This window comes from Streptococcus sp. 9.1 (assembly GCF_016648815.1).
Lineage (GTDB): Bacteria > Bacillota > Bacilli > Lactobacillales > Streptococcaceae > Streptococcus > Streptococcus salivarius_E.
This window is the reverse complement of sequence record NZ_JACLQS010000001.1, coordinates 185,128-198,207: the sequence shown is the minus strand read 5'-3', so window position 1 is coordinate 198,207 and position 13,080 is coordinate 185,128. Positions and strand designations below refer to the sequence as shown.

At 39.9% G+C, this 13,080-nt stretch carries 12 protein-coding genes and 1 pseudogene; 9 read left to right on the top strand and 4 right to left on the bottom strand.

Annotated features, from left to right (window positions below; genetic code table 11):
- The first annotated feature begins 8 nt into the window (after positions 1 to 8).
- From H7T93_RS00855 to htpX, 7 genes and pseudogenes are all read left to right on the top strand, one after another.
- On the top strand, positions 9 to 1,610 hold the full coding sequence (locus H7T93_RS00855; protein ID WP_195519912.1) for a type I restriction-modification system subunit M: 1,602 nt from the start codon (positions 9 to 11) through the stop codon (positions 1,608 to 1,610).
- A 77-nt stretch (positions 1,611 to 1,687) separates the two neighbouring features.
- Positions 1,688 to 2,599, top strand: coding sequence for an Rpn family recombination-promoting nuclease/putative transposase (locus H7T93_RS00850; protein ID WP_004182749.1), 912 nt, complete (start codon positions 1,688 to 1,690; stop codon positions 2,597 to 2,599).
- 26 nt (positions 2,600 to 2,625) lie between these two features.
- A complete protein-coding gene (locus H7T93_RS00845) occupies positions 2,626 to 2,835 on the top strand; it encodes a hypothetical protein (RefSeq protein WP_004182748.1) in 210 nt (69 codons plus the stop codon).
- A gap of 532 nt (positions 2,836 to 3,367) precedes the next feature.
- Complete coding sequence (locus H7T93_RS00840; RefSeq protein ID WP_201041578.1) at positions 3,368 to 6,748, top strand: YSIRK-type signal peptide-containing protein; 3,381 nt, start codon at positions 3,368 to 3,370, stop codon at positions 6,746 to 6,748.
- Between the two features lie 36 nt (positions 6,749 to 6,784).
- Positions 6,785 to 6,877 (top strand): annotated as a pseudogene (locus H7T93_RS10020) (streptodornase); the annotation flags it as partial.
- A 148-nt stretch (positions 6,878 to 7,025) separates the two neighbouring features.
- Positions 7,026 to 7,586 carry a LemA family protein gene (locus H7T93_RS00830; RefSeq protein WP_002884070.1) on the top strand — a complete coding sequence of 187 codons (561 nt, stop codon included), beginning with the start codon at positions 7,026 to 7,028 and terminating at the stop codon, positions 7,584 to 7,586.
- 1 nt (position 7,587) lies between these two features.
- Entirely contained in the window at positions 7,588 to 8,487 is a 900-nt protein-coding gene (gene htpX, locus H7T93_RS00825) for a zinc metalloprotease HtpX (RefSeq protein WP_002884129.1), read from the top strand.
- Between the two features lie 50 nt (positions 8,488 to 8,537).
- Here htpX and H7T93_RS00820 read toward each other — a convergent pair whose 3' ends face one another.
- From H7T93_RS00820 to H7T93_RS00805, 4 genes are all read right to left on the bottom strand, one after another.
- A complete protein-coding gene (locus tag H7T93_RS00820) occupies positions 8,538 to 9,185 on the bottom strand; it encodes a metal-dependent transcriptional regulator (protein WP_084914715.1) in 648 nt (215 codons plus the stop codon).
- 79 nt (positions 9,186 to 9,264) lie between these two features.
- On the bottom strand, positions 9,265 to 10,191 hold the full coding sequence (locus H7T93_RS00815; RefSeq protein ID WP_201041577.1) for a metal ABC transporter substrate-binding protein: 927 nt from the start codon (positions 10,189 to 10,191) through the stop codon (positions 9,265 to 9,267).
- A gap of 19 nt (positions 10,192 to 10,210) precedes the next feature.
- Positions 10,211 to 11,050 (bottom strand): metal ABC transporter permease, encoded by an 840-nt coding sequence (locus H7T93_RS00810; RefSeq protein ID WP_021147014.1) that lies wholly within the window; start codon positions 11,048 to 11,050, stop codon positions 10,211 to 10,213.
- Positions 11,040 to 11,768, bottom strand: coding sequence for a metal ABC transporter ATP-binding protein (locus H7T93_RS00805; RefSeq protein ID WP_002890643.1), 729 nt, complete (start codon positions 11,766 to 11,768; stop codon positions 11,040 to 11,042). Before H7T93_RS00805 ends, H7T93_RS00810 begins: the two co-directional genes overlap by 11 nt.
- Positions 11,769 to 12,056: 288 nt before the next feature.
- On the opposite strand from H7T93_RS00805, the gene H7T93_RS00800 reads away from it, so the two are divergent.
- Positions 12,057 to 12,530, top strand: a complete 474-nt coding sequence (locus H7T93_RS00800) for a substrate-specific component CbrT of cobalamin ECF transporter (RefSeq protein WP_021147012.1) — start codon at positions 12,057 to 12,059, stop codon at positions 12,528 to 12,530.
- Entirely contained in the window at positions 12,527 to 12,922 is a 396-nt protein-coding gene (locus H7T93_RS00795) for a DUF4430 domain-containing protein (RefSeq protein ID WP_048790740.1), read from the top strand. The genes H7T93_RS00800 and H7T93_RS00795 overlap by 4 nt, the downstream gene beginning before the upstream one ends.
- Positions 12,923 to 13,080: the final 158 nt, after the last annotated feature.

Genomic DNA, 13,080 nt, shown 5'->3' with positions numbered 1-13,080 from the left:
GAATTACTATGGAAACAACACAAACCTCCCAGTCGCTTTATCAAGCCCTGTGGAACTCAGCGGACGTGCTCCGCTCTAAGATGGATGCCAACGACTACAAGTCTTATCTCTTGGGTATGGTCTTTTACAAGTATTTGTCGGACAAGATGCTCTTTTTCGTGGCAGAGACCATGGAGGAAGAGACAGAAAGCTTGGAAGAGGCACTGGCAGTCTATCGTAAATACTACGAGGATGAGGAGACTCACGAGGATCTCTTAGCAGTCATCACTGATGAGATGAGCTATGCCATTCATCCTGACTTGACCTTTACGGCTTTAGTGGAGCGAGTGAACGATGGAAGCTTTCAGCTAGAGGACTTGGCTCAGGGCTTCCGTGATATTGAGCAGAGCGACGAGCTTTATGAAAACCTTTTTGAAGACATTGACCTCTACTCTAAGAAACTTGGAGCGACTCCTCAAAAGCAAAACCAGACGGTTGCGGCTGTGATGAAAGAGTTGGCAGTCCTAGATGTGGCAGGTCATGCTGGTGATATGTTGGGGGATGCTTATGAGTACTTGATCGGTCAGTTTGCGACGGATTCGGGTAAAAAAGCTGGTGAGTTCTATACGCCACAACCTGTTGCCAAGCTTATGACGCAGATTGCTTTTTCAGGACGTGAGGACAAGCAAGGTTTTACCCTTTACGATGCGACTATGGGGTCAGGATCGCTCTTGCTTAATGCCAAACGCTATTCACGTCAACCACAGACTGTGGTTTACTTTGGTCAGGAGCTCAATACCTCAACTTATAACCTGGCACGTATGAACATGATTCTGCATGGTGTGCCGATTGAAAATCAGTTTTTACACAACGCTGATACATTGGATGAGGATTGGCCAACCCAAGAGCCAACTAACTTTGACGGTGTTCTCATGAACCCACCTTATTCAGCCAAGTGGTCTGCTAGCTCAGGTTTCATGGATGATCCTCGCTTCTCACCATTTGGGAAACTAGCACCTAAATCTAAGGCCGATTTTGCCTTCCTTTTGCATGGTTACTATCACTTGAAACAAGACAATGGTGTTATGGCCATTGTCCTACCTCACGGGGTCCTCTTCCGTGGTAATGCTGAAGGGACTATTCGTAAGGCTTTGTTAGAAGAGGGTGCTATTGATACGGTTATTGGTCTGCCTGCTAATATCTTCTTTAACACCAGTATTCCAACGACGGTTATCATTCTTAAAAAGAACCGCACCAATCGTGATGTTTACTTTATCGATGCCTCTAAGGAGTTTGATAAGGGCAAGAACCAGAATATCATGACGGATGCCCATATTGAGAAGATTCTCAATGCCTATAAGAGCCGTGAGGATATGGACAAGTTTGCCCATCTGGCTAGCTTCGAAGAGATTGTGGAAAATGACTACAACCTTAATATTCCTCGCTATGTGGATACCTTTGAGGAAGAGGAAGTGGAGCCCTTGACTGAGATTGTGGCTAAGATTAATCAGACCAATGCGACAATCGAAAGTCAGACAGCGTCCCTTCTCGACATGCTTGGTCAGCTTCATGGAACGACCAAAGAAGCAGACGAAGAACTCAAGGCTTTTGTGGAAGCATTTAAGGGGTAGTTGCCATCTTTCATTTACTTTTTCCGAATAATTGAAGTAGAGGGACCAACCCTCTATTTTTAATTGAGGAGATGTAAATGGAAAAAAGACATAAGCATGTCTCACCGACCTTGGATATCATGGCTAAGAAGATTTTTAGCCTGCCTGAGGTGACGGTGGCATTTATTCGAGATATTTTGGATTTGGATGTTGTGGATGCCCAGATTTTGGAGGGAACACAGCTTCATAAGAAGGACTTTGATGAGGATGAGCTCTTTTCAACCTCGGTGGATGTTCGAGCCAAGTTGAATGATGGAACTGAGGTTATCATTGAGATTCAGGTGCGTAAGCAGCATTATTTTCTCAATCGTTTTCATTATTATTTGGCTAACCAGCTAGTAGAAAATGTGCAACAATTACGCCAACAAGGGCAGACGCATAAGATGTATGAGCAGATGGAGCCGGTCTATGGTATTGCTATCTTGGAGAAGACCTTGTTGCCAGATGAGGAGTCCCCGATTAATACTTATTGGATGGCCAATAGTAGGACGGGGAGGCCTTTGAATGCTTACTATAAGGATGGGAAACAGCAGAACCTTCTTCAGATTGCCTTTTTAGAGTTGGATAAGTATAATAAAGATAAGCATATTAGGGATGAAGGGCGGCAGTGGCTAGAGTTCTTTGGAAATCTCCCATTTTCAATGGCACCTAGTCACGCGGTCACGCATGCCGATTCATTACTGGATTCATCCAGCTGGACACAGGAGGAAAAGGCGATGATTGATGAACGCATACGTATTCAAGAAAATTATGACATGACCATGGAAACAGCAATTGATGAAGCGCGTGAAGAAGGTATAGAGAAAGGGTTAGAGCAGGGACTAGAGCGAGGTCGTTATGAGGGACAACTAGAAATGATTCGTAAGATGCTGTCAAAAGGCCTATCTCTAGAAGTTGTCTCAGATGTGACTGGTCTATCGCTTGAAGAATTAGATGGTTTGTTATCGTAAGAGCCAACCGATAGGAGGAAAAGGCGATGATTGATGAACGCATACGTATTCAAGAAAATTATGACATGACTATGGAGACAGCAATTGATGAAGCGCGTGAAGAAGGTTTGGAACGAGGTCGTCATGAGGAGCGTTTAGAGTTGATTCGTAAGATGCTCTCAAAAGGCTTATCTCTAGAAGTGGTATCAGATGTGACTGGTCTGTCGCTTGAAGAACTAGAGGCAATGTTATCGTAAAATCTAGTTAGGTTAGTTATTTTTTTGAAAAATCAGAGACAGATTATTGTCTCTTTTTTTATTTTTGGGTGTTTAACATTTGTAATACTAAAACATTCGGAAAATAATACTTTGAAGCGTAAAATTAAAAAAGACTGTCAAACGTTTGACAGAAATCTGAGAAAACAGATTTAAAACATTTTGATAGTTTTGGCCGATAACTCTTGCTAAATAAGCCTTTATGGAAATTTAGAGTCTTTTCTTTCTTACACGTGAAAGAAATCACCTTTTTGTGCGACATTTTTAGACTATAATTTAGACGTGAATGACTGAACTTTCTAATATGACAATTTTGTTAAGGCCTTGTTAAAATGGATAGCCTAGCCTTTTTTTTTACTTTTTCATCCCTTATAATTTACTTTGGTTTGTTTTTAATAAGAAAAACAACAGCATTATTAACAATATTTAATATGAGGGAATCTTTATTTTCTTTCAAAGGACGGCTTGGTCCTAAGATAGAGAGATTGTGAAAAAAAGTATCAGGAGAATAGACTTGTTTAAAGAAAGAAAAACGAAACCAAAGTACAGCATCCGTAAATATTCCATTGGGGCAGCATCAGCTTTGATTGGCTTTATGGCTCTTGCCAATGGGCAAGCAGCTCAGGCTGATGAGGCACAATCGATTGGTGATTTGACTGATGCCTCAAATCAGGCACAGACACCTCAAACAGCCTCAAGGGCACAAGTGGCGACTTCCGAACCAGCATCAGTTGAGACTGTGCAAGCGTCACAGCCTGCTAATATTGCTCCAGTTCATCCTCAGGTAACAACTGTTCAAGCAGCTGAACAGACTCCGACCATTGATCAATTGGTTGAGGCAAGCAACCCTCAAACTCAAGAAACTTCAGCAAATGTTTTAACCAATGCGACTGAGGATCAAGCTCAAGGCAAGGAGTATAGCACGGATGCCTACGGTGCCAAAATGCCTTACACGACTCATGAAGCAGAAAATGCGACTGTCGAAAATGGAGCTACAATTCAACAGTCAACGGACATGGAATCTACAGCTGTAGAAGCGACTAACCAAACTTATGTTGAGCTTCCTAAAAAAGATGCAGCAGTTACCTTCAATGTTACCGAGCCAGCCAATGCTTTGAATGTGCGTTATACAATACCTGATGGTGCATCAGGTCAGTTGGATGTGCAGGTTAATGGTTCAAGTGTCGGTAATCTTGATTTGTCATCTCACTCAGCATGGCAGTACCTTAAAGGTGACCATGAGTATGATCAAGCTATTGATGGATCAAGTGCACGTTTCCGTTTTGATGAGACACGTCTTCTCCTCAAGGACATCCAATTGAAATCTGGTGATAAGATTTCTCTGGTTAAGAAGAAAGATGACAATGTCCCTTATGGTATTGATTTTATTGAGCTAGAACAGGCTCCAGCGCCAGTTGCCCAAGGTGAAAATAGTATCAGTATTGTGGATAAGGGTGCATCTGCCAATGATGATAGTGATGACACAGCTGCCTTACTTGCGGCTGTTGAAGAAGCTAAAGCCAGCGGAAAATCTGTCTATATTCCAGAGGGACGTTTCAATTTCGACAAACAAGTTAATATCGAAGCCGATAATCTAAAGATTTCAGGTGCTGGTGTTTGGCATACACAACTGCACTTCACAAGTGATAAACGCTATGGTGGTGGGATTGTCTTCGGTCATAATAGTAATGGTATCGAGTTGAGCAATCTTTATATGGATTCCAACTTGACCTCTCGTTATAACGAGGATGCACAGTACAAGGCTATTTCGGGAACACTTGGCAAGGATTCGAAAATTCATGACATCTGGGTTCAACATTTTGAAGTTGGTATGTGGATTGGAGACTATGACCAAACGGGAAATATGAAGTACACGGATGGTCTTGTCGTTGAAAATGCTCGTATCCGTAATAACTTGGCTGATGGTATTAACTTTGCTCAAGGAACCAAGAATTCAACAGTAAAAAACTCTAATATCCGTGGGAATGGTGATGATGGTTTGGCTATCTGGTCAAGTATTTCAGATGGGACAAATGCCGCAGCTGAGGAAAATAATAAATTCCTTAACAACACCATTGAATCAGGTTGGCGTGCTGCTGGTATCGGTATTTTTGGTGGTAAGGGGCATGAGATTTCAGGAAACCTCATTAAGGACGTCTTTGCTGGAGCAGGTATCCGTGTAAACACTGTCTTTGCAGGTCACAATTTTGACCTCAATGATTCTGGAATTAAGATTCATGACAATACCATTCTACGTTCAGGGACAACTAATGACCTCTATAAGCTCCATCGTGGTGCCATTGATTTCCAACAAGTTCGTGGAACAATCAAGAATGTCGATGTCTATGATAATAAACTATTGAATACCTTGGCTGAGCCGGTGATTACCAAAAACTTTGAGATGGGTGACAATGGTAATGGAGAAATCCGTTTATCTAATAATACGATTGACAATAAGGCGACGATTGTTGGGGCTGTCTCAGCAGTTTCTCCAACAAAACCTGAACCAAAGCCTGTCAATAATCCAGTCTCCGAGACTTCAGTTTCTGAAGCACTGAAGAGTGAAGCAAGTTCAAGCACTCCAGTTTCTGAAGCATCAACTAGTGAAGTGATCTCAGAGTCTTCAGTTTCAGAAACACCAAAGAGTGAGGCAGGTTCAAGTACTCCAGTTTCTGAAGCATCAACTAGTGAAGTAGTTTCTGAGACTTCAGCATCAGAAACACCAAAGAGTGAGGCAAGTTCAAGTACTCCAGTTTCTGAAGTATCAAACAGTGAAGTAATTTCCGAGACTTCAGTTTCTGAAGCACCGAAGAGTGAGGCAGGTTCAAGCACTCCAGTTTCTGAAGCCTCAACTAGTGAAGTAATTTCTGAAACTTCAGCATCAGAAATACCGAAAAGTGAAGCAACTTCAAGCGCCCCAGTTTCCGAAGCATTGACTAGTGAGGAAAGTTCAACAGACCCAGTTTCCGAAGTATCTAACAGTGAGGTAATTTCCGAGACTTCAGTTTCAGAAACACCAAAGAGTGAGGTAGGTTCAAGCACTCCAGTTTCTGAAGCATCAACTAGTGAAGTAATTTCTGAAACTTCAGCATCAGAAACACCAAAGAGTGAGGTAGGTTCAAGCACTCCAGTTTCTGAAGTATCTAACAGTGAAGTGATCTCTGAGACATCAGTTTCAGAAACACCAAATAGTGAGGCAAGCTCAACCGCTCCAGCCTCTGAGTCACCAAAGAATGAGGAAACTTCAGTAGCTTCATCTACTAGTCAGGTTGACGTAGCAATTACTTCTGATAGCCCAGAGAAATCTCCAACTTCAGAAAGCACACAAAAAGATCCGATAAGTGAGGTTTCTTCAGAAGTTATTGAAAAAGGTTCAACAAGTCAGGTTGATGTCAAAGTTTCTGAATCTCCAACAATAGCACGTAGATCTGAAGTTGTCAGCATCTCACCAAATAGTCAGGTCGCTTATAACAATGACCTAAAAATCTCTGTAACAAGCAGTCAGCTCGCCTCAGAAGCTATTCGCTATAATTCTCTTTTGAATGAGAAGTCTGTGGATATGATTGCAAGTAAAGTTATGGCGGTTATGGCCTCTGAAACATTAGCCTCAGAAGCGGCATCACTTACAAGCTCTGAAGGTGTTGCCAAAGAGATTAGCAGTGATTTGTCAGAATTGGCGGAAAGCAAGAAGGATGACACACCTAAGAATGTCGCTCGTATTGATAAAGCAACTGAGGCAAAACAGGTGGCCAAGAGTTCTGAAAGCCAAGCTAGCACTTCAAAAGAAAAAGGTAAGTCTAATACGACAACGGTCTTCCTTCTTGTCGGAGTTGCTGCAGCACTAAGTATATCTACAGTTTACCTTACAAAACAAGGTAAAAAAGCAGGTAAATAGTAGGTAAGAAGCATCCATTAAAATGGGTGTTTTTTATCTATGCCAAAAAATACCAAGAAAACAAATGTCGTTACAATGACAGAAGCAGATGCCCTAGCCCAAGGTAAACGACACACGTCTAAAGAGTAATACAAAAGCTGGACATCTTGTCCAGTTTTTTTGTAAAACGACTCACATTTTACCACTTTTATCTGAAAATTTGATATACTGAGACTATCAAAGATACTTGAAAGAGAGGTTAATTGACTCTTTTTCAGTACAAGAAAGGAATAAAAATATGATTTGGATTATTATTGCCATTATCGTTGTTCTTGTAATTTTTGTTATTGCAAGTTATAACGGCTTGGTTAAAAGCCGTATGCAGACTAAGGAGGCATGGAGTCAAATTGATGTTCAATTGAAACGTCGTAATGACCTTCTTCCTAACTTGATTGAGACTGTTAAGGGATATGCAAAATACGAAGGTTCAACGCTTGAAAAAGTAGCAGAACTTCGTAATCAAGTAGCAGCTGCGACTTCACCAGCAGAGGCTATGCGTGCTAGTGATGAATTGACACGCCAGGTTTCTGGAATCTTTGCGGTAGCTGAAAGTTACCCTGACCTTAAGGCTAGTGCAAACTTCAGCCAGCTTCAAGAAGAGTTGACGAACACTGAAAACAAAATTGCCTATTCACGTCAACTTTATAACAGTGTGACAAGTAACTACAATGTGAAATTGGAAACATTCCCAAGCAATGTTATTGCTAAAATGTTTAGCTTTAAGGCTGCTGAATTCCTTGAAACACCTGAAGAAGAAAAAGCTGTTCCTAAGGTTGATTTCAGTGGACTAGGTAACTAATATGTTATTTGATCAGATTGCTCGAAATAAGAGAAAGACTTGGCTTTTGCTCCTGGTCTTTTTCCTCTTGTTGGGCCTTGTTGGTTACGGTGTCGGCTATCTTTGGTTAGGTTCAGGCTTCGGTGGTTTGATTCTTGCTCTAGTTATCGGTTTTATCTATGCCGTTACCATGATTTTCCAATCAACCAATGTCGTTATGGCTATGAATGGTGCACGAGAGGTTGATGAACAAACCGCTCCAAACCTTTATCATGTGGTTGAAGATATGGCTATGGTGGCACAAATACCGATGCCACGTGTCTTTATTGTCGATGATCCTTCAATGAATGCTTTTGCGACGGGGTCTAGCCCTAAAAATGCTGCTGTGGCTGCTACGACAGGTCTTCTTGCAGTTATGAATCGTGAGGAACTTGAAGGGGTCATAGGGCACGAAGTCAGCCATATTCGTAACTATGACATCCGTATTTCGACTATTGCAGTAGCCTTGGCATCTGCGATCACCATGCTAGCTGGTATGGCTCGCAATATGATGTTCTGGGGTGGAGGCCGTCGTCGTAATGATGATGATCGTAATGGAAGTAGTGGCTTGGAGATTATTCTTCTCATTATTTCCTTGATTGCCATTATTCTTGCGCCTTTGGCAGCTACCCTGGTTCAGTTGGCTATTTCACGTCAGCGTGAATTTCTAGCTGATGCTTCTAGTGTCGAATTAACACGTAACCCGCAAGGTATGATTAATGCTCTGCTTAAACTTGATCATAGTGAACCGATGCAACATCACGTAGATGATGCTAGCGCAGCTCTCTATATCAACGATCCTAAAAAGGAATCTGGTTTGCAGAAGCTCTTTTATACGCACCCACCAATTTCAGAACGGGTGGAACGCTTGAAACAAATGTAAAAAAAGTGAGACTGATGACACTTCTAAGGGTGTTTATCAGCCTCGCTTTTTTAGTTTGATTCAATATAAAGGTTGCTAGCAACAGTTTCTGGAATTTGAATTTCTTTTCCATCAATATTCAGGCGGTAGAGTTGTGTAAAAGGGTCAAAGCCTTTCAAGGTAAAAGTTACTCCAATTTTAAGACTGACAGTTTCCAAATAATGGAGTAAATCAATTTGATCCTGAACTCGACGAAGTACATAGTCTCCAGGAGTTAGGTCTTGTGTAAAAGTCTGGTTGTAGATTTCCTCTATGAGCTGACCTGACTTGGGGATTTGCCCACCGTGTGGACAGGTTTGGGGGTAATTGAGTAGGCGGTCAAGGGCATTGATAAAGTGATCAGAGACAGTATGCTCTAAAATTTCAGCCTCTTGATGAATTAGGTCGCAAGTATATTGCAAGTGGTCCACCAAAAAGACTTCGATGATGCGATGTTTCCGATAGAGTTCAGCGACATTGATTTTACCAGTTTTCGTTAGAAGATAGCCTTTGACTTTGTCTTTGATGATGAGGTCTTCTGAAATTAATTTCTTAATCATTTCTGTCACAGCAGGTGGAGACACCTGCATACGGTTTGCGATTTCCTTATTGCTTATTTTGCCTTCTTCAGTACCAATCTCATAGATACATTTGAGGTAGTCTTCTTTGTTAGGTGTCATTTCTCTTCCTTTGAAAATAGTCTCACCTTAGTATAACAGATTTATCATAAGAATACAGAATATTTCTTAGATAAGATTTTTACTGATTCAAGCCTTGGGTGATTTTATCCAGATTATATTTCATCATGTTGTAGTAGCTATCACCGTCTTGCCCTTTTTCAGCAATAGAATCTGTAAAGATCTTTGCATAAATAGGAATATTGGTATCCTTAGATACTGTTTTCATAGGGCGTTCATCGACACTAGATTCGACAAAGAGAGCTGGTACCTTTGTTTGGCGTAGTTTTTCCACGAGTGTTTTGATTTGGTCTGGTGTGCCTTCTTCTTCTGTATTGATTTCCCAGATGTAGGCAGATGGTATGCCATAGGCTTTAGAGAAGTATTTGAAGCATCCTTCACTAGTGACAATCAGTTTTTTCTCATCGGGAATCTTGTTAAATGTCTCTTTAGCTTCTTGGTCCAGTTTACTAAGTTTGTCAGTATAGGATTTTAGATTCTTTTCGTAGTAGGTCTTGTTTTTAGGGTCCTTAGCAATCAGTTGCTTGGCAATATTTTGAGCATAAATAATCCCATTTTCCAGATTAAGCCAAGCGTGGGGATCTTCCTTACCTTTTTCTGATTGACCTTCAAGGTAAATTACCTCAACACCATCACTAACTGCAAAATAATCTTTATTTTCTGTCTTATGAGCATTCTTGACTAACTTAGTAAACCAAGCATTTCCACCAGTTTCTAAATTGATACCGTTGTAAAAAATCAAGTCAGCTTGCGATGTCTTCTTTACATCATCAGGAAGGGGTTCGTATTCGTGAGGATCCTTACCAACGGGGACAATACTGTGGAGAGTGATTTTATCTCCGGCAATATTTTTGGTGATATCAGCAATAATGGAATTGGTCGTAACGACTCGTAATTTATCCTTGTTACTGCCTTGTTTATTGGTACAAGCTGTTAGAGTAACTACCGCTAAAAGTAGTAGTACTATTGTTGATAGTATTTTTTTCATATTATTTTCATCCTATTTTTTATTGTTTAGAAGTTTTATTCATGCCACTTTGTTTTGGGGCGATGAAAAAGCTGATGAGAAAGAGTAGAGCAGACGTTAATACAATGCTCGAACCAGCTGCAATATTAAAACTATAGCCGATAAAAAGACCTAGAACAGATGCCAGAGCCCCCAATCCTGATGAGAGAAGAATCATTGTTTTTAGGCTATGAACATAAAGGTAGGCAGTGGCAGCCGGTGTAATTAAAAGTGCCACAATAAGAATAGTGCCAACACTCTGCATGGCAGTTACAGAAACCAAAGTTAGAATAACCATAAGTAAGTAGTGGTAGAAGGTGACCTTAACTCCCATAGACTTGGCCAAAATTGGATCAAAGGATGTTAGGAGTAGAGGGCGAAAGAAGATTGTAATAGTTGCTAGTACGAGAAGTGAAACGATAATCGTTATCCACATATCCATGTCTTGTACAGCTAGAATATTCCCGAAGAGAATATGAAAGAGATCTGTGGAACTATTAGCAACACCGATGAGAATAATACCGAGAGCTAGAAAGCTCGAAAAGGTAATCCCAATTGCCGTGTCACTCTTAATAATGGAATTGCTTTTGATATAGGTAATCATTGTAGAAGCTAAAAGTCCAAAGATGATGGCTCCTATGAAAAAGTTAATACCCAAGATAAAGGAAGTAGCTACGCCGGGTAAAACCGCATGTGAAATCGCATCACCCATAAGCGACATGCCTCTTAGAATAATAAAACAACCAACAGCCCCTCCGACAATTCCAATAACTAAAGCCGTTATAAGAGCATTTTGTAAGTAGTGGAAATTTAGCAAACCATCAATAAATTCAGAAATCATTTACATCTCCTTTATAAAATAAACTGTTACCGTAGGTTTTACGGAGATTATCCTCATTAAAAACAAGATTAGTAGGCCCACTAGCAATCAGTTTACGATTTAGGAGGATAACTTGGTCAAAATAATGAGGAACTTTGCTCAAATCATGGTGGACAATAAGAATAAGCTTACCTTTGTCCCTAAGTTCTCTCAAGGTGTTCATGATAATATCTTCGCTAACAGAGTCAATCCCTACAAAGGGTTCATCTAATAAAATAATATCAGCCTCTTGTACAAGACAACGAGCGATTAGAACACGTTGAAATTGCCCTCCTGATAATTGGCTTATTTGTCGATGGGCCAAATCATTTAGACCAAGTAGTGTTAAAGCATCTGTGACCTTAGACCAATCACTCTTAGATAGACGTTTAAAGAACTTGGTTTTGGGATAGAGTCCTAGAGAGATGCACTCTCTGACAGTAATCGGAAAGTTAAAATCAATATCAGCCTTCTGTGCAACATAGGAAATACGATTCAATTGCTGACGAATAGGTTGTTTATTGAAAAGGATTTTTCCAGAGTGAGGAATAATACCAATTAATGCTTTAATTAGAGTTGATTTACCAGCACCATTTGGTCCAATAATCCCAGTAATACTAGGTCCCTCCAAGTTTAAGGTGATATTATCCAGAGCCAATGTCTGTTGGTAAGACACATTAATATTTTCAATTTGAATCATTAGCTACCTCCTTGAGTTTAATATACTTTAAAATAAAAAATAAGTCAAGTTAACTTTTATAATTAATCAAACTTAATTATTTACTGTTGTCAAGATGACAGAGGATAGTGAATGAGAGTACATTTTTATATCAAATATTTAGCCTAATCAAACTGTTTGACATTTGGGAGAGGCAACAAGGAATATTACTTTCTTCAATTTGTACAATCTTACTCTGTATTTCAAGAAATCTTTAGTTTTTATTTTTAAAAACTAGTCATATTTCCTTATTTCTGGCATAATAGATGTATGAAACTAACGATTCAACGAATGGCTCGAATAGCCATTTTGTCAGCTCTGGCAGTAGGATTGCGGTCGGCATTTATAGGATTGCCAAATATTCAGCCTATTACAGCTATGTTTTTTGTGGCTGTTCTTTACTTGGGTTTGGTAGATGGTCTCTTGATTATGGCTTTAACCATGTCCATCTCAGGATTCATCTTTGGTTTTGGTCCTTGGGTCTTTAATCAGATTCTTGCCTTCGGCGTCTTGATGGCTCTTTGGAGTTTGATTGCACCTAGGTTGTCACTTGTTTGGCAGATTGCTTTGGTAACTCTCTTGTCCTTTCTCTATGGGGTTCTCATGGATTATAGCTATGGCCTCCTATTTAGAAGTGGGATTACCTTTGTTATTTCTGGTCTGCTTTACGACACCTATCATGCAGTATCGACGCTTCTATTCTATCCATTCATCCAGTCTATTTTTAGGAGGTTTTTGAAATGAAAAAATTATTGACATATATTTTTCTTGCTTTATCACTTGTTACTCTAGCAGCCTGTGGAAAAAATGAGGCAGCTAAACTTACTAGCAGCACAAATAATCATCAGTCTAAGGTTCAAGGTCAAGTGACTTTGATTTTGAAAACAGATAAGGAAAGTAAGAAAAAATCAGTAGAAATCCAAAAAGGTGATACAGTGCTTGATGTATTGGAAGAGGTATATCCTGTTCAAGAAAACGATGGCTTCATCACTGAGATTGATGGTATTTCTCAAGATAAAGATAAGGGGATCTATTGGATGTTTGATGTCAATGGTAAACTAGGTGAAAAAGCAGCCAACCAACTTAAGGTTGAAGATGGCGATGAAATCAAATTCTATCAAGAAAAGTATAATTAAGATTCTGAACTCTGTTTCAGAGTCTTTTTTATAAAGTTCGGAAATAGCCTTGAAAATTTGTTTGAAAAAGTCGGAAAATTGCAAAATAACTGACGATTTAAAGGAAAATAGTTTACTTTTGTTTTAAAAGTGATATGATAAGAGGGTACTACATAAAG

What these genes read in the sequence shown, in the direction of transcription:
- H7T93_RS00855 (WP_195519912.1), top strand. Translation starts at nt 9, where the DNA reads ATGGAAACAACACAAACCTCCCAGTCGCTTTATCAAGCCCTGTGGAAC.
- H7T93_RS00850 (WP_004182749.1), top strand. Translation starts at nt 1,688, where the DNA reads ATGGAAAAAAGACATAAGCATGTCTCACCGACCTTGGATATCATGGCT.
- H7T93_RS00845 (WP_004182748.1), top strand. Translation starts at nt 2,626, where the DNA reads ATGATTGATGAACGCATACGTATTCAAGAAAATTATGACATGACTATG.
- H7T93_RS00830 (WP_002884070.1), top strand. Translation starts at nt 7,026, where the DNA reads ATGATTTGGATTATTATTGCCATTATCGTTGTTCTTGTAATTTTTGTT.
- htpX (WP_002884129.1), top strand. Translation starts at nt 7,588, where the DNA reads ATGTTATTTGATCAGATTGCTCGAAATAAGAGAAAGACTTGGCTTTTG.
- H7T93_RS00820 (WP_084914715.1), bottom strand. Translation starts at nt 9,185, where the DNA reads ATGACACCTAACAAAGAAGACTACCTCAAATGTATCTATGAGATTGGT.
- H7T93_RS00815 (WP_201041577.1), bottom strand. Translation starts at nt 10,191, where the DNA reads ATGAAAAAAATACTATCAACAATAGTACTACTACTTTTAGCGGTAGTT.
- H7T93_RS00810 (WP_021147014.1), bottom strand. Translation starts at nt 11,050, where the DNA reads ATGATTTCTGAATTTATTGATGGTTTGCTAAATTTCCACTACTTACAA.
- H7T93_RS00805 (WP_002890643.1), bottom strand. Translation starts at nt 11,768, where the DNA reads ATGATTCAAATTGAAAATATTAATGTGTCTTACCAACAGACATTGGCT.
- H7T93_RS00800 (WP_021147012.1), top strand. Translation starts at nt 12,057, where the DNA reads ATGAAACTAACGATTCAACGAATGGCTCGAATAGCCATTTTGTCAGCT.
- H7T93_RS00795 (WP_048790740.1), top strand. Translation starts at nt 12,527, where the DNA reads ATGAAAAAATTATTGACATATATTTTTCTTGCTTTATCACTTGTTACT.